Origin of the sequence: Devosia riboflavina (assembly GCF_000743575.1) — a bacterium.
In the GTDB taxonomy this organism is placed as follows: Bacteria; Pseudomonadota; Alphaproteobacteria; order Rhizobiales; family Devosiaceae; genus Devosia; species Devosia riboflavina.
Map to the genome: position 1 here is coordinate 236,476 of NZ_JQGC01000006.1, position 17,232 is coordinate 253,707.

The 17,232-nt window shown below is 62.8% G+C and carries 19 protein-coding genes; 14 read left to right on the forward strand and 5 right to left on the reverse strand.

Annotation, left to right across the window (positions count from 1 at the left end):
* Window positions 1-40 precede the first annotated feature (40 nt).
* The 6 genes from JP75_RS08445 (at window position 41) to era (ending at window position 5,986) form a co-directional block, all read left to right on the forward strand.
* Window positions 41-2,326, forward strand: coding sequence for a RelA/SpoT family protein (locus tag JP75_RS08445; protein WP_035081558.1), 2,286 nt, complete (start codon window positions 41-43; stop codon window positions 2,324-2,326).
* Window positions 2,313-2,903, forward strand: coding sequence for an orotate phosphoribosyltransferase (gene pyrE / locus JP75_RS08450; RefSeq protein ID WP_035081560.1), 591 nt, complete (start codon window positions 2,313-2,315; stop codon window positions 2,901-2,903). Before JP75_RS08445 ends, pyrE begins: the two co-directional genes overlap by 14 nt.
* A gap of 183 nt (window positions 2,904-3,086) precedes the next feature.
* The gene (gene acpS, locus JP75_RS08455) at window positions 3,087-3,506 is read left to right on the forward strand and encodes a holo-ACP synthase (protein WP_035081562.1); all 420 of its coding nucleotides are present in this window, start codon (window positions 3,087-3,089) and stop codon (window positions 3,504-3,506) included.
* 31 nt (window positions 3,507-3,537) lie between these two features.
* Window positions 3,538-4,362 carry a signal peptidase I gene (gene lepB, locus JP75_RS08460; RefSeq protein WP_051960502.1) on the forward strand — a complete coding sequence of 275 codons (825 nt, stop codon included), beginning with the start codon at window positions 3,538-3,540 and terminating at the stop codon, window positions 4,360-4,362.
* A complete protein-coding gene (rnc, locus tag JP75_RS08465) occupies window positions 4,359-5,063 on the forward strand; it encodes a ribonuclease III (RefSeq protein ID WP_035081565.1) in 705 nt (234 codons plus the stop codon). The genes lepB and rnc overlap by 4 nt, the downstream gene beginning before the upstream one ends.
* Entirely contained in the window at window positions 5,063-5,986 is a 924-nt protein-coding gene (gene era, locus JP75_RS08470) for a GTPase Era (protein ID WP_035081567.1), read from the forward strand. The genes rnc and era overlap by 1 nt, the downstream gene beginning before the upstream one ends.
* Before the next feature lie 9 nt (window positions 5,987-5,995).
* Here era and JP75_RS08475 read toward each other — a convergent pair whose 3' ends face one another.
* Window positions 5,996-6,334, reverse strand: a complete 339-nt coding sequence (locus JP75_RS08475; protein WP_035081569.1) for an antibiotic biosynthesis monooxygenase family protein — start codon at window positions 6,332-6,334, stop codon at window positions 5,996-5,998.
* A gap of 78 nt (window positions 6,335-6,412) precedes the next feature.
* Between JP75_RS08475 and JP75_RS08480 the strand changes: the two genes are divergently transcribed.
* The 5 genes from JP75_RS08480 (at window position 6,413) to JP75_RS08500 (ending at window position 11,285) form a co-directional block, all read left to right on the forward strand.
* Complete coding sequence (locus tag JP75_RS08480; RefSeq protein WP_035081993.1) at window positions 6,413-6,868, forward strand: MarR family winged helix-turn-helix transcriptional regulator; 456 nt, start codon at window positions 6,413-6,415, stop codon at window positions 6,866-6,868.
* Window positions 6,869-6,878: 10 nt separating this feature from the next.
* Complete coding sequence (locus tag JP75_RS08485) at window positions 6,879-7,484, forward strand: Pr6Pr family membrane protein (RefSeq protein ID WP_084587551.1); 606 nt, start codon at window positions 6,879-6,881, stop codon at window positions 7,482-7,484.
* Window positions 7,485-7,494: 10 nt separating this feature from the next.
* Window positions 7,495-8,205 (forward strand): DNA repair protein RecO, encoded by a 711-nt coding sequence (recO, locus tag JP75_RS08490; RefSeq protein WP_035081571.1) that lies wholly within the window; start codon window positions 7,495-7,497, stop codon window positions 8,203-8,205.
* 301 nt (window positions 8,206-8,506) lie between these two features.
* On the forward strand, window positions 8,507-10,807 hold the full coding sequence (gene parC / locus JP75_RS08495; RefSeq protein ID WP_035081573.1) for a DNA topoisomerase IV subunit A: 2,301 nt from the start codon (window positions 8,507-8,509) through the stop codon (window positions 10,805-10,807).
* A gap of 169 nt (window positions 10,808-10,976) precedes the next feature.
* Complete coding sequence (locus tag JP75_RS08500) at window positions 10,977-11,285, forward strand: Dabb family protein (protein WP_035081575.1); 309 nt, start codon at window positions 10,977-10,979, stop codon at window positions 11,283-11,285.
* Between the two features lie 11 nt (window positions 11,286-11,296).
* Here JP75_RS08500 and JP75_RS08505 read toward each other — a convergent pair whose 3' ends face one another.
* The gene (locus tag JP75_RS08505; protein WP_035081577.1) at window positions 11,297-12,028 is read right to left on the reverse strand and encodes an arginyltransferase; all 732 of its coding nucleotides are present in this window, start codon (window positions 12,026-12,028) and stop codon (window positions 11,297-11,299) included.
* 59 nt (window positions 12,029-12,087) lie between these two features.
* Window positions 12,088-12,603, reverse strand: a complete 516-nt coding sequence (locus JP75_RS08510) for an RDD family protein (protein WP_035081580.1) — start codon at window positions 12,601-12,603, stop codon at window positions 12,088-12,090.
* Window positions 12,604-12,748: 145 nt separating this feature from the next.
* Between JP75_RS08510 and JP75_RS08515 the strand changes: the two genes are divergently transcribed.
* Window positions 12,749-13,696: a DMT family transporter gene (locus JP75_RS08515; RefSeq protein ID WP_051960503.1), complete on the forward strand. Its 948-nt coding sequence runs from the start codon at window positions 12,749-12,751 to the stop codon at window positions 13,694-13,696.
* Here the strand turns inward: JP75_RS08515 and hemB are convergent.
* Window positions 13,693-14,706: a porphobilinogen synthase gene (gene hemB / locus JP75_RS08520; protein WP_035081581.1), complete on the reverse strand. Its 1,014-nt coding sequence runs from the start codon at window positions 14,704-14,706 to the stop codon at window positions 13,693-13,695. The genes JP75_RS08515 and hemB overlap by 4 nt on opposite strands.
* Window positions 14,707-14,897: 191 nt before the next feature.
* On the opposite strand from hemB, the gene JP75_RS08525 reads away from it, so the two are divergent.
* Complete coding sequence (locus JP75_RS08525) at window positions 14,898-15,287, forward strand: DUF6163 family protein (protein ID WP_035081583.1); 390 nt, start codon at window positions 14,898-14,900, stop codon at window positions 15,285-15,287.
* A gap of 83 nt (window positions 15,288-15,370) precedes the next feature.
* Window positions 15,371-16,021 (forward strand): DUF2161 domain-containing phosphodiesterase, encoded by a 651-nt coding sequence (locus tag JP75_RS08530; protein WP_035081586.1) that lies wholly within the window; start codon window positions 15,371-15,373, stop codon window positions 16,019-16,021.
* 6 nt (window positions 16,022-16,027) lie between these two features.
* On the opposite strand, the gene JP75_RS08535 is transcribed toward JP75_RS08530, so the two are convergent.
* A complete protein-coding gene (locus tag JP75_RS08535) occupies window positions 16,028-17,212 on the reverse strand; it encodes an MFS transporter (RefSeq protein WP_035082001.1) in 1,185 nt (394 codons plus the stop codon).
* Window positions 17,213-17,232 lie beyond the last annotated feature (20 nt).

A 17,232-nucleotide genomic window follows, 5' to 3' on the forward strand; every position in this document is an offset into this window, starting at 1 on the left:
AACGCGCTAAGTATGGAATCTTCCGAGAGCGGCGACTTCCATGATGCGTCAGTATGAGCTCGTCGAACGCGTTCAGGCCTATAACCCGAACGCCGACGAGCAGTTGTTGAATAAGGCCTATGTCTACGCCATGCAGAAGCATGGCTCGCAAAAGCGCGCCTCTGGCGACCCCTATTTCAACCATCCGCTCGAAGTCGCGGCCATTCTGACCGAATTGAAGCTCGATGACGCCTCGATCGCCGTTGGCCTGCTGCACGACACGGTTGAGGATACCGACGCGACCCGCGCCGAAATCGACCAGATTTTTGGCGGCGAAATCGCCACCATCGTCGATGGCCTGACCAAGATCGAACGCCTCAATCTCGTCAGCCGCGAGGAAGCCCAGGCCGAAAACCTCAGGAAGCTCCTGCTCGCCATCAGCCAGGACGTTCGCGTCCTCCTGGTGAAGCTTGCCGATCGCCTGCACAATATGCGCACCCTGCAATATATGCGCGCCGACAAGCAGCAGCGCATCGCGCAGGAAACCATGGATATCTATGCCCCGCTCGCCGGCCGCATGGGTATGCAGGATATGCGCAACGAGCTCGAAGACCTCTCCTTCCGCATTCTCCAGCCCGATCACTACAAGGCCATCACCGAACGCCTTGAGCATTTGCAGGCCGAGAACAAGGAAACCATCGACACGATCACGCGCGAACTGACCGAGCGCCTCTCGGCCGAGGGTATCACCCCGCGTGTAAAAGCGCGGGTGAAGTCGCCCTATTCGATCTTTTCGAAAATCCAGCGCAAGTCGATCGCCCTCGAACAGCTCTCCGACATGATCGGCTTTCGCGTCATCGTCGGCTCGACCGAGGAGTGCTATCGCACCGTCGGCTTCATCCACACTACCTGGAAAGTCGTGCCCGGCCGCTTCAAGGACTATATCTCGGTCCCCAAGCACAATGACTATCGTTCGATCCACACGACAATCGTGGGCCCCAGCCGCCAGCGCGTCGAGCTGCAGATCCGCACCGAGGAAATGGACCGCATAGCCGAATTCGGCATCGCCGCCCATGCGCTCTACAAGGACGGCGCTTCGGCCAATCTCAGCCGTATCGAGAATGAATCCCAGGCCTATGGCTCGCTACGCCAGTCGATCAGTCACCTGACCTCGGGCATCTCGGCCGAAGATTTCCTCGAATACACCAAGCTCGAACTCTTCCAGGATCAGGTCTTCTGCTTCACCCCGCGCGGGCGCCTTATCGCCCTGCCGCGCGGTGCGACGCCAATCGATTTCGCCTATGCGCTCCACACGGACATCGGCGACACCTGCGTCGGCGCCAAGATCAATGGCCTGATCCTGCCGCTCGTCACCCAGCTCCGCTCCGGCGACGAAGTCGAAATTTTACGCGATCAGAACCATCGTCCGCCCAGCAACTGGATCGGCATTGCCGCGACCGGCAAGGCCCGCGCCGCCATTCGCCGCGCCGTGCGCCAGTCGACCATGCAGCGCGCCTACGCTCTTGGCGAACACGTCCTCAACATGATGCTCGAACGCGAAGGTGTCATGCTCGACGAAAGCGAGAGCAAGACCCTCGCCGAAGAACTCGGCCAGACCGGCAAGCGCGAATTCCTCATCGCCGTGGGCGAAGGCAAGATCGGCAGCGAGGACCTCGGCAATGCCCTCGCAAAGGTCAAGGGCATCCGCAAGCGCCGTCGCAAGCTCGATCTGCCCGTGGCTGACACGGCCGACGGCTGGTTTGCCCTGCGCGCCACCGACCAGTTCAAGTTCCGCGTCCCCGGCGGCCAGCATGCCGGCCCCAATGCCAAGGCGGCCTTGGCCCAGCTCGATTTCCATACCCCCGTCACCATGTCGGGGGAGGGCGTCGTGCCCGGCGACCGCCTCGTCGGCATTCTCGAACCCAATGCCCCGCTCACCGTCTACCCGATCCATTCCGACGCGCTGATCGAAAAACACGACGGCGACGTCGCCTGGGTCGATGTGCGCTGGGACGTCGCGGCGACCGAAGACAAGCTCTACGCCACCGTCATTTCGATGGAATCAGTCAACCGCCCTGGCTCTCTCGCCCAGATTTCCTCGGCCATCGCCTCGTGCGACGCGAACATCAACAATCTGGTCATGCGGATGATTTCGCCCGACTTCCACCAGATGATTTTCGAAATCGAGGTCCGCGACCTTGCGCAATTGACCGATGTTCTGGCAACGCTCAAGCGCAGTCCCGGCCTTTCCGCCGTCCAGCGGGCTGGCCTGAGGGAAGCGAGCATGATCTCGACCTTGGAATGGGACGGCAAGATAGACAGGAGTGCCCGTCGTGACGAAAGATGAAGTGCTGGATATTTTCCGCAAATGCGGCGCGCTGCTCGAAGGCCACTTCATCCTGTCCTCGGGCCTGCGCTCACCGCTGTTCCTGCAGAAGGCAAAAGTCTTCCAATACGCCGCCGAGACCGAAAAGCTCTGCAAGGCACTGGCTGAGAAGATCAAGGCCGAAGTCCCCGGCGTCACCAAGGTCGTCTCGCCCGCCATCGGCGGCATCATCCCCGGCTACGAAACTGCCCGCCAGCTCAGCCTGCCGGCGCTCTACACCGAGCGCGTCGAAGGTCAGTTCGAACTGCGCCGCGGCTTTGAAATCTCGCCTGACGACAAGGTGATCGTCGTCGAAGACATCGTCTCGACGGGCCTTTCCATCCGCGAATGCGTCGCCGCCCTGCGCGGTATCGGCGCCAATGTGGTGGCCGCCGCTTGCCTCGTCGACCGCTCCGCCGGCGAAGCCGATGTCGGCGTGCCGCTGGTCTCGCTCATCGAATTCAAGGTGCCGGCCTATCCCGCCGACCAGCTACCCCCCGAACTCGCCGCTATCCCCGCCATCAAGCCCGGCAGCCGCGGTATTCAGGGCGTGAAATAGGATCGGGAGCCCCTCTCTTTCCCTCGCCCCTTGAGGGTGAGGGACAGGATTTTTGCGTTCAGCAAAAATCCAGGGTGAGGGGTATCCATCCTCCGCAGAGGAGCATGTAATGCGCTCGCAGACCCCTCATCCGCCCTTCGGGCACCTTCTCCCTCAAGGGGAGAAGGAAGAAAGGCCAAAAACATGATCATCGGCCTCGGCTCCGACCTCATCGAAATCCACCGCATCGCCCATGCGCTCGAGCGCCACGGCGAGCGCTTTACCCATCGCTGCTTCACCGAACTGGAGCGCGCAAAATCCGACCGCCGGGCCCAACGCGCCGCCTCCTATGCCAAGCGCTTCGCCGCCAAGGAGGCCTGCTCAAAGGCCCTCGGCACCGGCCTTAGTTCTGGCGTTTATTGGCGCGATATGGGCGTCGTAAACATGCCTTCGGGCAAGCCAACGATGAAACTCACCAACGGCGCCCTGCGCGCCCTAATGCGCCTTGTCCCGCCGGGCCACGAGCCCCATATCCACATCACAATTACCGACGACGCGGGCCTGGCGCAGGCTTTCGTCATCATCGAAGCGCTGCCGGTTGACCCGTCTCGGGCAAGCGTCTAACGCTCTCGTCAGCGCTGATCCTGGAATTGCAATGACCCAATCCGCCCAAAAGCCCATCAAGAAATCCGCCGCCAACGAGTGGTGGGATACGTTCGTGGTCATCGTCGAAGCGCTGCTGATCGCCATCGTTCTGCGCTTCTTCCTTTATCAGCCCTTCTCCATCCCCACGGCGTCCATGCAACAGACGCTGATGATCGGCGACTACTTCGTCGCCAACAAGTTCGTCTGGGGCTATGGCAAGCATTCCTTCTCGCTCGGCCGCTACGGCGACTTCGCCCTTTTGGATTTCGAACTGCCGATTTCCAACCGCATTCTCGGCCGCGATCCGAACCGCGGCGACATCGCCGTGTTCCGCCCGGTTCCGCAGACCATGGAATATATCAAGCGCATCGTCGGCTTGCCGGGCGACCGTATCCAGATGATCGAAGGTCGCCTCTATATCAACGGCACCATGGTCGAACGCGAAAAGGTCGGCACGGCCACCGACACCGACAGCAATGGCGATGCACGCGAAGTCACGGTCTACCGCGAGACTTTCCCGGAGGGCACTACTCACATCATCCAGGAAATCTCCGACAACGCTCCGCTCGACAACACACCCGAATATGTCGTGCCCGCCGGCCATTTCTTCATGATGGGCGACAATCGCGACCGCTCGGCGGATAGCCGCGTCCTCTCCCAGGTCGGCTATGTCCCGGCCGTCAACCTGATCGCCAAGGCCGAAGCCCGCTTCTTCTCCATCCGCGACAATATTCCGCCCTGGCAGATCTGGCAGTGGCCGGCCAATGTCCGCTGGGACCGCATGTTCCAGTCCGTCTATGGCAACCCGCCCTATGATACGACGCCCGTACCGTGAGCCGGCGCGACAAAAGCCACGAAAAGCTTCAGGTCCGGATCGGCTACAATTTTGCCGATCCGGACCTTCTCGCTCGTGCGCTGACCCATTCGAGCGCCGTTTCCCCCGGCAAGCGCGTCGAGCGCTCCTATCAGCGCCTGGAATTTCTAGGCGATCGCGTGCTCGGCCTCGTCGTCGCCGACATGCTCTATCGCCGCTTCCCCAAGGCCAATGAGGGCGAATTGAGCCGCACGCTCAATACCCTCGTGCGCAAGGAAACCTGCGCCATCATCGCGCGCCAGCTCGAAGTCGGCCCCGAACTCATCCTCGGCGACAGCGAGGCCCGCACTGGTGGCGCCGAAAAGGAAGCCATTTTAGGCGACGTCACCGAAGCCATCATCGGCGCCATCTATCTTGATGGCGGCCTCGAAGAAGCGCGCACCTTCATCGAGCGCCATTTCGAAGAATTTATCGCCGATGGCCAAACCCATCGCGCCGATGCCAAGACGACCCTGCAGGAATGGGCCCAGGCCCGTGGCCTCGAACCGCCGACCTATGCGCTGGTCGAACGCACCGGCCCCGATCACGCCCCCGAATTCACCATCGCCATCGATCTCGCCGGCTTTGACCGCATCTCGGCGACTGGCCCCTCTAAAAAGATTGCCGAACACAAGGCCGCCGAGGACTTCCTCAAGCGCCAGAAGGTTTGGAAGGAACGCTGATGACCGAACCCGCCGAACTCGCCAACACCTCCTGCGGTTTCATCGCCCTTGTCGGCGCCCCCAATGCCGGCAAGTCGACGCTGCTCAATTCCCTCGTCGGCACCAAGGTTTCCATCGTCACCCACAAGGCGCAGACCACGCGCTCGCAGGTCCGCGGCGTGCTGACGCTCGATCAAGCCCAGCTCGTCTTCATCGACACGCCCGGCATTTTCGCGCCAAAACGCCGGCTTGAGCGGGCCATGGTCGAAAGCGCCTGGGGCGGGGCAGGGGATGCCGATCTCGTCGCCTTCATCATCGACGTCGATCGCGGCATCACCCCCGATATCGAAATCCTCCTTGAGGGTCTCGAAAACATCAAGCAGCCGCGCGTGCTGATCCTCAACAAGATCGACACGGTCAAGCACGAAAGCCTTCTCACCCTCTCGCAAACGCTCAACGAGCGCATGCGCTTCGAAGCCACCTTCATGCTCTCGGCCCTAAAAGGTCACGGCGTGCAGGACTTCATCGACTGGTGCGTAAAACACATCCCGCCCGGTCCTTGGCATTTCCCGGAAGATCACCTCACCGATCTCACCATGGCCATCACCGCCGCCGAGATCACGCGCGAAAAGCTGTTCCTCCGCGTCCACGACGAGATTCCCTACAATTCCACGGTCGAAACAGAATCCTTCAAGATCCAGAAGGACGGCTCCTACAAGATCGACCAGGTGGTCTACGTCACCCGCGATAGCCACAAGAAGATCGTGCTCGGCGCCGGCGGCCAGACCATCAAGGCCATTGGCGCGGAAGCGCGCAAGGAACTGATGGAAATGTACGAGGTGCCGATCCACCTCTTCCTGTTCGTAAAAGTCCGCGAAAAGTGGGCGGATGATCCGGAGCGCTATCAGGAAATGGGCCTGGAATTTCCGCAGAACAAGAAGTAGCCGCGCCCCTCAGGGCACGGCCGCGTAGTTCGACATATTCGCCTCGATGCCAAGCGTGTTGAGGAACTGGGCGGGGTCAAAACCACTGATCCCTCGCTTTTCGTTCATTGCGGTCTTGGCATTGGCAAAGGCCGCCTCGCTTTCCCATTCCACCACGGTCACCATATTGAAGCGCTGCGCGCCGGAATGGTGCTCAAGCACCAGATTTTGCAGGCAGCCCTGCTGTTGGTCGAGGAAATCCTTGGTGTCCCGCACCTGCGCCATGAAGGCTTCGCGCGCCTCCGCCGGCACGGCAAAACTGTCGATACGAAAAACGGAAGCATTCTTGGCTTGCGCTGAGGTGTTCATCTCTGGTCTCCATGCTGAGTCATTCAACCGATCTGTTGAATTGACAGTATGCTGTCAAAACGGTACGATGCTGTCAATATGAATTCATCCACGGCGCTCAGCGCCCTGTTCCTCGACATTTTCCGCGCTAACGCCGCGCTGGTGGCGGCCGGCGATCAGCTCGTCGCGCCTCTCGGCCTCACCAGCGCCCGATGGCAGGTGCTGGGCACGGTCGCCATGGCAAACAGCCCGCAGCCCGTCGCCCATATCGCCCGCGACATGGGCCTCACGCGCCAAAGCGTGCAGCGCCTCGTCAATGAACTGGCCGATGCCGGGCTGGTCGAACTGCGGGATAATCCGCACCATCGCCGCGCCAAGCTCGTCTGCCTCAGCGACAAGGGCCAGGCCACATTCGTCTCTATTCACAAGCTGCAACGACCCTGGGTCGATGGCCTGGCCGAAGGCATGGACGTCGCCCGGATCGAAGCTGCCGCCGAAGTGCTGAGGGCCTTGCGTAGCCGATTGGAACAGGGTCTTGATGAGCGCGCCGAGTAGGGGGAAAGAAATGCTGTCAGCCCGGTTTGCGCGACTTTTTGCTATCGTCATAGCGCTCGTCGCCTGGGTCGGCATCGGCATCCATGTCGAAGCCCAGTGGCGTCTCACGGGTTCTCTGCTCGGCGCCATCTGGGTGCTTGCCGGCTATTTCACCGTCCTCACCAATCTCCTCGTCGCCATCGCCTTCACCATCCAGGCGCTGCGCCGCGATGGACTGGGGCCGCGGGCCCATGCCTTCGTCGCCATCAACATTGCGCTGGTGGGCATTGTCTATGCGCTCTTGTTGCGCGGTCTCGTCGACCTGACCGCCGGCGCGGCCGTAGCCAACGTGCTTTTGCACATGGTGACCCCTGTCGTCGTGCCGCTTTTCTGGCTCCTTTTCGTCCCGCGCGGCGCCCTGACTATGCGCGATCCCCTGATCTGGGCGATCTATCCCGTGGTCTATCTCGTCTACGCCCTCGTGCGCGGAACGGCCCAGGGGCATTTCGCCTATCCGTTCATCGACTATATCGATCTAGGCATTCCGCAGGTCGCCGTGACCGTCATCGTCATCACGCTGGCCTATCTGGCCGCCGGCTGGCTGATGGTCCTTCTCGACCGGCGTTTGGCGCGCTAGCGTTTCGCCCATGGAATGGACCGGTGAAGCCCTGCTTATTGGCGTCCGCCGCCACGGCGAAACCAGCCTTATCGCCGAGGCCATGGTCGCCGGCCGCGGACGCTGCCTCGGCCTCGTGCGCGGCGGCCGGTCTTCAAAGCTCGCGCCCGCCCTGCAAGTCGGCAACACTATCCAGCTCACCTGGCGCGCCCGCCTCGAAGACCATCTCGGCACCTTCACCGTCGATCTCATGCAAAGCCGCGCCGCCGACCTCATGGCCGACCGCACACGCCTCTACCTGACCCAACTCGTCTGCGACCACCTGCGCCTCCTCCCCGAGCGCGACCCCCACGATAGCCTCCTCGGTCAGGCCCTCTCGCTTATCGACCACGCCCCCGATGGCGCCGCGCTGGCCCGCTTCGAACTGGCTCTCCTCGACGAACTCGGCTTCGGCCTCGACCTCCAGAGCTGCGCCGCCACCGGCGCTACCACCGACCTGACCCACGTTTCCCCCAAAACCGGCCGCGCAGTCTCCCGCGCCGCCGCCGCGCCCTATCTCGACCGCCTCCTGCCGCTCCCCAGCTTCCTCCACGAACGCGGCAATGCCTCGCCCGACGACATCCGCAACGCCTTCAAGCTGACCGGTCATTTTCTGGATCGGCACATCTGGTCGGCCAGGCAGATTGATCAGCCTTCCATTCGCGAGTCCCTGGTGGATCTCTTAAGCCGCGACACCCACTGACCTTCCCTCGCCCCTTGCGGGAGAGGGACAGATTTTCTGCGTTCAGCAGAAAATCAGGGTGAGGGGTACTCTCTCCTCCGCAGAGGAGCGCGTTGTGAAATCGCATACCCCTCATCCCAACCGAATTCGCGAACTGCGAATTCGGTAACCCTTCGGGGCACCTTCTCCCGCAAGGGGAGAAGTGAGATCGTGGCCCTCAGTTGCCCAGCTACAATCCCCAAGAAATCCGCGGCTTTCCTGTCGCTTTGCCATGGGGCCGCTATACTCTGCTCCTGATTCGTTCCCCTGAACTGAGTTACGCATGTCCGACTCCGATACCCTCCCGCCGCCAGACGATCAGCGCATCGTCGATCTCAAGCAGGCGCTCGAAGAGCGGTATCTGAGCTATGCCCTCTCGACGATCACCCAGCGCGCCCTGCCGGACGCCCGCGACGGCCTGAAACCGGTCCATCGCCGCATCATCCACGCCATGCGCCTGCTGCGTTTGGACCCCGGCCAGGGCTACAAGAAATCCGCCCGTATCGTCGGCGACGTGATCGGTAAGTTCCACCCGCATGGCGACCAGTCGATCTACGACGCCCTGGTCCGCCTCGCGCAGGATTTTGCCCTCCGCTATCCGCTCGTCGATGGCCAGGGCAATTTTGGTAACATCGACGGCGATAGCGCCGCGGCCATGCGATACACGGAATCGCGCATGACCGAAGTCTCGATGCGTCTGCTTGAGGGCATCACCGAGAACGCCATCGATTTTCGTCCGACCTATGACGGCGAAGACGAAGAGCCCGTCGTTCTTCCGTCCAACTTCCCGAACCTCCTCGCCAATGGCTCCACCGGCATCGCCGTGGGCATGGCGACCTCGGTGCCGCCGCACAATATCGTCGAGCTCTGCAACGCGGCGCTGAAACTCATCTACAATCCCGAAGCGACGACGGAAGAGCTGATCCACGCCGATCTCTCCGCCCCGCCCAGCATGGACGATCTCGTCCGCGGCCCCGATTTCCCGACCGGCGGGCACCTTGTGGAATCCCGCTCCTCCATCGTCCAGTCCTATGAAACAGGCCGTGGCGCCTTCCGCCATCGCGCCGTCTGGAGCAAGGAAGAAAAGGGCAGGGGCGTCTATCAGATCGTCGTCACCCAGATCCCCTATGGCGTGCAGAAATCGCGTCTCGTCGAAAAGATCGCCGAACTGCTTCTCGCCAAGAAACTGCCGCTTCTCAAAGACGTGCGCGACGAGAGCGCCGACGACATTCGCCTCGTGCTCGAGCCGCGCGCCGGCACGGTGGATGCGGTCATCCTCATGGAACAGCTCTTCAAGCTCACCGAGCTCGAAGTCCGTTTCCCGCTCAATCTCAACGTTCTCGACCACGGCTCCACCCCGCGCGTCATGGGTCTCGCCGATGCCCTGCGCGCCTGGCTCGATCACCGCAAGGTCGTCCTCGTCCGCCGCAGCGAACACCGGCTCGAACAGATCGCCAACCGCCTCGAAGTGCTGGCCGGCTATATCATCGCCTATCTCAATCTCGACGAGGTGATCCGCATCATCCGTGAGGAGGACGATGCCAAGAAAAGCCTGATGGAAACCTTCGAGCTGACCGACAATCAGGCCGAAGCCATCCTCAACATGCGCCTGCGGTCCCTCCGCAAGCTGGAAGAAATCGAACTCCGCAAGGAGCACGAGAACCTGACGGCCGAAAAGGGCAAGCTCGAAGCGCTCCTCGCCTCCGACAAGAAGCAGTGGGGCGAAATCTCGCGCCAGGTCGAAGCGCTGAAGAAAGCCTACCCGCTCTTCGAAGCCGATGGCACGACGCCCCACGCTCTCGGCGCCCGCCGCACCATCTATTTCGACGCCCCGACCGCCGACGCCGCCGAAATCACCGAAGCCTTCATCGAGCGCGAGCCGATCACCGTCATCCTCTCTGAGAAAGGCTGGATCCGCGCGCCCAAGGGCCACAATGCCCCAGTCGACGAAAAGGGTTTTAAAACAGGCGACCGCCTGAAGCTCGCGCTCAATTGCGAGACGACCGACAAGCTCCTCATGCTGACGACCGGCGGCAAGGTTTACACCCTCGGCGCCGACAAGCTCCCCGGCGGCCGCGGCCAGGGCGAACCCGTCCGCATCATGGTCGATATGGAAGAGGGGCAGGATATCGTCGCGCTCTTCGTCTACAGGCCCGGCTCCAAGCGTGTCATCGCCTCCTCGGCCGGCTACGGCTTCATCGTCCCCGAGGACGACCTGATCGCCAACACGCGAAAAGGCAAGCAGATCCTCAATGTCTCGCTGCCCGAAGAAGCACGCCTGATCGTCCCCTGCGACGGCGACCGCGTCGCCACCATCGGCGAAAACCGCAAGCTGCTGGTCTTCCCCATGGCCCAGCTCGCCACCATGAGCCGCGGCAAGGGCGTCCGCCTGCAGCGCTACAAGGATGGCGGCATCTCCGACATCAAGACCTTCTACGCCGCCGACGGCCTCACCTGGACTGACAGTTCGGGCCGCACCTATTCCAAGCCGACCGAAGAACTGACCGACTGGCTCGCCGACCGCGCCACCGCCGGCCGCCAACCGCCGACGGGCTTCCCGAAGAACAATAAGTTTGTGGGGTGAGGGCCGTGCGCCGCACACACGTCGTCACCCTCGGGCTTGATCCGAGGGGATTGCACTGGCGACGCCGCTGACAAGTAAAGAACCCTCGGGTCAGGCCCGAGGGTGACGTGGTGAGGGGGGCCTTGCCGAATGAGCTTCCCGTCCCAACCGATTCACAGGACTCAATAAAATGATCCGCCACTGCGTCCTCGTCCGTTTCCGTCCTGAAGTAACGCAGCAAGATCGCACCGCGATCTACGCCGAACTTGAATCTCTACGTGAAGTCGTCCCCGGCTTCCTCGCCATGTCCGCCGGCCCCAACGTCTCCCCCGAAGGCGTCCACCAGGGCTTCGTCGACGGCTTCACCATGGATTTCATCGACGAAGCCGCCCGCGACGCCTACCTCATCCATCCCGACCACAAGGCGGCAGGCGCAAAGCTTGTCGCTTCGCTCGAAGGCGGCAGGGATGGATTGATCGTGTTTGATATGGTGGTGTGAGGCGAGAGGACCTAGTCCTCGACCCGGCACCATCCAGCATGCCCGCGCTGCACTTCCAGCGGGCGATACTGTGCCTTGTAGGCCATCTTGGGCGAGTCCTTCACCCAATAGCCCAGATACACATAGTTCAACTGCGCCGAGCGCACCTGCGCGATATGGTCGAGAATGAGAAACGTCCCAAGGCTACGCTGCGCCAGGTCGGGGTCGTAAAACGAATAGACCATAGACAGCCCATCGGGCATCACATCGGTCAGCGCCACGGCCACCAACGTCTGGTCGGGATGATCGCGCAGCCGATACTCCACCAGCACCGACTGAACCGGCGTATCCTCGACCATATATTCATAGTCCTGATACGACATCTGCGTCATGCCGCCCCCGGCATGTCGGGAGTCGAGATAGCGCTTGAACAGTTCGTATTGTTCCACCGTCGCCGTCGTCGGCCGCACGGTGATGGAAAGGTCGGCATTGCAGCGCAATACCCGTCGGAACCGCCCAGATGCTGCAAATTCCCCCGCCACGATTCGCACCGATTGGCAGGCATTGCAGCCCTCGCAGGCCGGGCGATAAATCAAGTTCTGACTGCGGCGAAACCCATTGTCGCTCAGCACATGATGCAGCGCTGACGCACGGCGCCCGCTGAGGTGCGTGAACAATTTACGCTCCATGTGGCCCGGCAAATAGGGGCACGGCATGGCAGCTGTAAGAAAGAGTTGAGTAGTCTCTGGCGACTGGTCGGTCATCTACGACCCATGGCTACAATCCTCTGATTGTATCCCTCCCGTCCCCCGCCCGCAATATTTCAGTAAAAGGCGCTGCTCCGCGCATTCTGCCAGTGGCGGATCATCGGCGAACGACGCACCATCAGCGTGCCGACCACCAGATCGTGGATCATCTGCCGGCGCGGCGTGAACAGCGCGAAGAGCAGTGAAATCGGCCAGCAGATCCAGAAGGTCAGCCAGAAGACCAGCGCGTGCAGAATGGCCATCCAGCCATCGAGCGGCTGGCCGCGCGTCGGCGTCAGCACGATATCCATCATCTGCATGCCCACCGTGGCGCGCCGCGGCGAGCCGAGCGTCGCCGCATAATAGAGCACGATCGCTGCGGGAATGACGAAGACCAGCGAGGCAAAGGCCAGCCCGAATGTCAGCACGCCCAGAATGGCGCCAACAATGGTCAGCGCCAGAACCAGCGCGCCCATCACAGCGAGATCGATGAAATAGGCGATCACCCGTCGCGTCAGCAGGCCGTCGAACAGCTCCGGCGCAGTAGCAGGGTCGGGCAGGTAGGGGCGGGATGCAGCATATTCCTGGGTCATGCTGCAGAAATTGTCACGACCTCGCCGCAATGCAAGACCTCCAGCGCAATTCTTCCTGTGCTTCGGTCCACACCCGGCCTATCCTTGCTCCAATCCTGCCCTCGCGCGAGTCGCATCGCCCGCGCTCGCCCCCTCGGAACACCAAATGTCGACGACTTCCGCCCCCGCGCCGCTGACCGATCAGCCATTGCGCGGCCTTGCCCTTATTGTCGGGGCGACCATGTTGTTTGCCTACAATGACACGACCAACAAGCTGCTGATCACCGAGTACAACGTACCCATGGTGGCGGCCATTCGCTACATCGTGCACTGTCTGCTCATGCTGGCCATCGTCGCCCCGCTGCACGGCTGCGAAATGGTGCGCACCCAACGCACGGGCCTGGTTCTCGTCCGCGCCGCCAGCCTGGCCTTGGGCTCGCTCCTCGTCAGCTTTGCGCTACAGCGCATGCCGGTCGCCGAAACCACGGCCATCGTCTATCTCTGCCCGGTCCTGATCGTGCTGTTCTCCGGCCCGCTGCTCAAGGAAAAGGTGGGCCCCATGGCCTGGGTCGCGGCGGTCATAGGCTTTGCCGGTGTCCTGCTCATCGCTCGCCCCGGCGGCGGGCTCGACCCGATCGGCGTTCTCTTCGTGCTCGGCAACGTGGTGGTCTCGGTGACCTACAACCTGCTCTCGCGCGTCCTCGCCCGCACCGAGCGCACCATGGCCATGCTGTTCTATTCCGCCCTCGTCGGCGCCATCGGCTTCGGCATTTTCCTGCCCTGGACCCTGCACGGCGTCGCCCCGACACCGTTGCAGCTCGTGCTCTTCCTTGGCCTCGGCATCTCCGCCTGGCTCGGGCACTATCTCTTCACTCAATCCTATCGCTATGCCCCGGCAGCCCTCGTCGCCCCGATGACCTATATGCATCTGGTCTGGGCCGGCGTCCTCGGCTGGCTGGTCTTCGGCCACGCGCCCGAGCCCATCGCGATGGGCGGCATGGCCCTGGTCGCGCTTGCCGGCGTCGTCAGCGCCTTCCGTCCCCGGCGTGGCCAGCGCCCCGCCCAATGGCCGCCGAAGACGGCACAACGGAGCGGGCAGGCTAGGGCGCTTTAGCGCCCCAGCTTCCGCGCCATTTCCAGCGCGTAATATGTGAGAATGCCATTCACCCCGGCACGCTTGAAGGCCCATAGGCTTTCGAGCACCGCTGCATCGCGGTTGATCGCTCCGGCTGCGCCCGCCATCTCGATCATCGCGTATTCGCCGCTCACCTGATAGGCGTAGATCGGCACATTGAACGCGTCCTTCGCCCGGCGGATGATGTCGAGATAGGGCATGCCCGGCTTGATCATCACGCTATCGGCGCCTTCCTCGATATCTTGCGCAATCTCGCGCAACGCCTCATCGGAATTGGCATAGTCCATCTGATAGGTGCGTTTGTCGCCCTTGAGCCGGCTGCCCGAACCGACCGCCTCGCGGAATGGCCCGTAAAAGCACGACGCATATTTGGCCGCATAAGACATGATCTGCACATGCTCGAACCCTTCGGCATCGAGCTCCGCGCGAATGGCCGCCACGCGCCCATCCATCATGTCCGAAGGCGCAATGATATCCGCGCCCGCCTTGGCCTGCACCAGCGCCGATTTCACCATCGCCGCCACGGTTTCGTCGTTGAGGATTTCCCCGTCGCGCACGAGCCCGTCCTGCCCGTCGCTCGAATATTCATCGAGCGCCACGTCGGCGATCAGCCCGATATCCGGCACCGCCGATTTGATCGCAGCAAGCGCCCGGCACATCAGGTTATCCGGATTGTATGCCTCGGCGCCGCTTTCCGAGCGCAAATGGTCCGGTGTATTGGGAAAAATCGCCAGCGCCGGAATCCCCGCATCCCGCGCCGCCTTCGCCGCTTCGACCATCAGGTCGATGGACAGCCGCTCCACCCCCGGCATCGTCTTGATCTGCGTCCGCTCGTTCTGCCCCTCGATCACGAAGAGCGGCCAGATCAGGTCGCGCGGCAACAGTTCGGTTTCCCGCACCATATCCCGGCTCCACGCCGTCCGCCGCAACCGCCGCTGCCTGCGGCCATCGAGAAAGGACATGTCATGCTTGGGCCAGTTCTGCGTCATTGTTTTGTTCCTTGTCGCATTGGCATCGCGTTCACCGGCCGGACACCTCCCCCTCTGATGGGGGAGGAAGGGTGGGGGTGGGGCCACGCGCACAATGCTATGAGGTTGCTGCTGCCTCGCTCATACCAGCAGCGCCCCTCGCCTCCAAGCCGCCGCTTGTCGCAGCCCCTCGCGCTCGCTAGTAAAGAGCCATGTCGTTCAAATCACCCCAGCTCGGCCTATACATCCGCATCGTCGCCTTGCTGAGCCTGGCCCTGGGCCTCAGCGATGCCGGGCGCCTGCTCGGCGTCAACCTCGGCGCCACCAGTCCCGTTGCCGTCCTCGGCCCGGTCGGCTTCGTTCTCCTCGGTGTTTTCTCGCTGTCGCGCCTCTTTGCCGGCGTCGGCCTGTGGCTCAAGGCAAGCTGGGGCGCGGTTCTCCTCGTCGGCTCCACCGCGGCCGAACTGGCGCTCTATCTCGCCGGCAGCCCCGATATCCGCATGTCCGCCTTCGGCTTCGCCGTCCGCATCGTGCTGCTGGTCGCCATATCAGTCATCTTTGCCCTCAGCTTCCGCTTCTCCCGCGCCCAGGCGGCCGACTGAGCCATTCGGGGCCTGGCCAACGCTGCGCCGCGCCCGAGACTCAGTTAATCAGGCTCGTGCACATCTGAACCTGAACGAGCGCGATGGCCGAGACCGACCTCTATCTTCCACTCAAGGCCTTCATGGAAGGCGCCGGCTATTCCGTCAAAGGCGAGGTCAACGGCTGCGATCTCGTTGGCGTGAAAGACGGCGATCCGACCGTGCTCATCGTGTGCGAGATGAAACTGGCCTTCAATCTCGAACTGGTCATGCAAGGCGTCAATCGCGCCACCATTTGCGACGAAGTCTGGCTTGCGGCCCGCGCGTCCAGGACCGGAAAGGGCCGCGAGCACGACGCCCGCTTCCGCAATCTCTGCCGGCGCCTCGGCTTTGGCCTCCTCGCCGTCTCGGAATCCGGCTTCGTCGATGTCGTGGTTACCCCCTTCGCCGCAACCCCGCGCAAGGACGCGAAAAGGCGCTCCCGGCTTCTCGACGAACATAAGCGGCGCGTCGGAGATCCGCAAAAGGGCGGCGGACGCGGCAAGCCGATCATGACCGCCTACCGGCAGGACTGCATCCTCTGTGCAACCGCATTGCTGGCCGGACCGCAAAGCCCCAGGCAATTGAAGGCGCTCGTTGCGAGAGCGCCGACAATTCTGCGCAGCAATGTCTATGGCTGGTTTGCGCGCGAAAGCCGTGGCATCTACGGCCTGACCGAACTCGGCAAGGCCGCCGTCACGCCGCCACAGCTTTGATCGATCTCACCCCAACCGCGCCGGCATGGCCTCTGCCCGCCGCTTGGCTGCGCCATTGAACAGAATCCCGAGCACGGCGACGAAAGGCAGTATAGCGCCAATCCAGCCGAGATCGCTGGCCGAGCCATATTGCAGCACGAGGCCACCCAGCAGGGAGCCGCCGGCAATCCCGAGATAAAGCGCCGAAGCGTTGAGCGACAAAACCAGTGGCGCAGCGGCCGGCGCGAGGCTCAGGAGGTGGCTTGATTGCGCCGGCGGAAAGGCCCAGCCGGTAGCACCCCAGAAAAGCACGATGGCAAAGAAGACCGGTCCGGCAAAGGGCGCGGGAACATGCGCCGCCGCCGAGATGGCCAGGAGCATCAGGGCATTGAGCAGAGCTGCCCCGATAACAGTCTGCCGTGCCCCGATCCGGTCGGCCAATTGCCCGCCCGCTGCATTGCCGAAAGCGGCGCCCACGCCAAAGGTCAGCAACACCGCCGGCACCAGGTCGCGCGGCAACCCGATCGACTGCGTGGTGACGATGGCGAGGTAGACGATGACGGTGAAAGCGCCGGCAAGATTGAGCAGCGTCGTCAGCAATGCGCCGGGAACGCCGGGCAGGGCGACGGCCGCTATCCTCTGGCGCAAGCTCAACTGCTGGCCGCGCAGACCGGCCGGCAGCATGACCCAGATTGAAACCGCAGCGATAAGGGCGAAGACGGCGACCATGGCGTAGGTGCCGCGCCACCCGATCAGGCCCGCCACCAGCGCCCCGAGCGGCGCGCCAAAGGCCACGGCCATAGTCGTACCGCCGACAATGGCGGCAATGGCACGGGCCCGATGGTCCGGGGACGAAATGGCAACGCCCGTAGCCTGCGCCGTAGCCGTATAGAGGCCGGCCGAAAACGCCATCAGGATGCGGGCCGCCATCAGGTCGAAATAACCCTGGGAGAGGCCGGCCCAGACCGCGCCGCCGGCAAAGACCACGGCGGCTCCGGTCAGGATGCGGCGGCGGTCGGCCGTGCCGCTCAACGCGGCGAGAATGGGTGCGCCAAAGGCATTGGCCAGCGCAAAGGCGAGAACGAGATAACCGGCCTGGGTGAGCGTGGCGCCGGTCGAATCGGCAATCTGCGGCAGGAGGCTCGAAATGGCAAAACTCTCGACGCCGATGGCGAAGGTGCCCACGGCCAGCCAGATGAGACGGATATCCATGATCGGATCCTTTGTCCAAA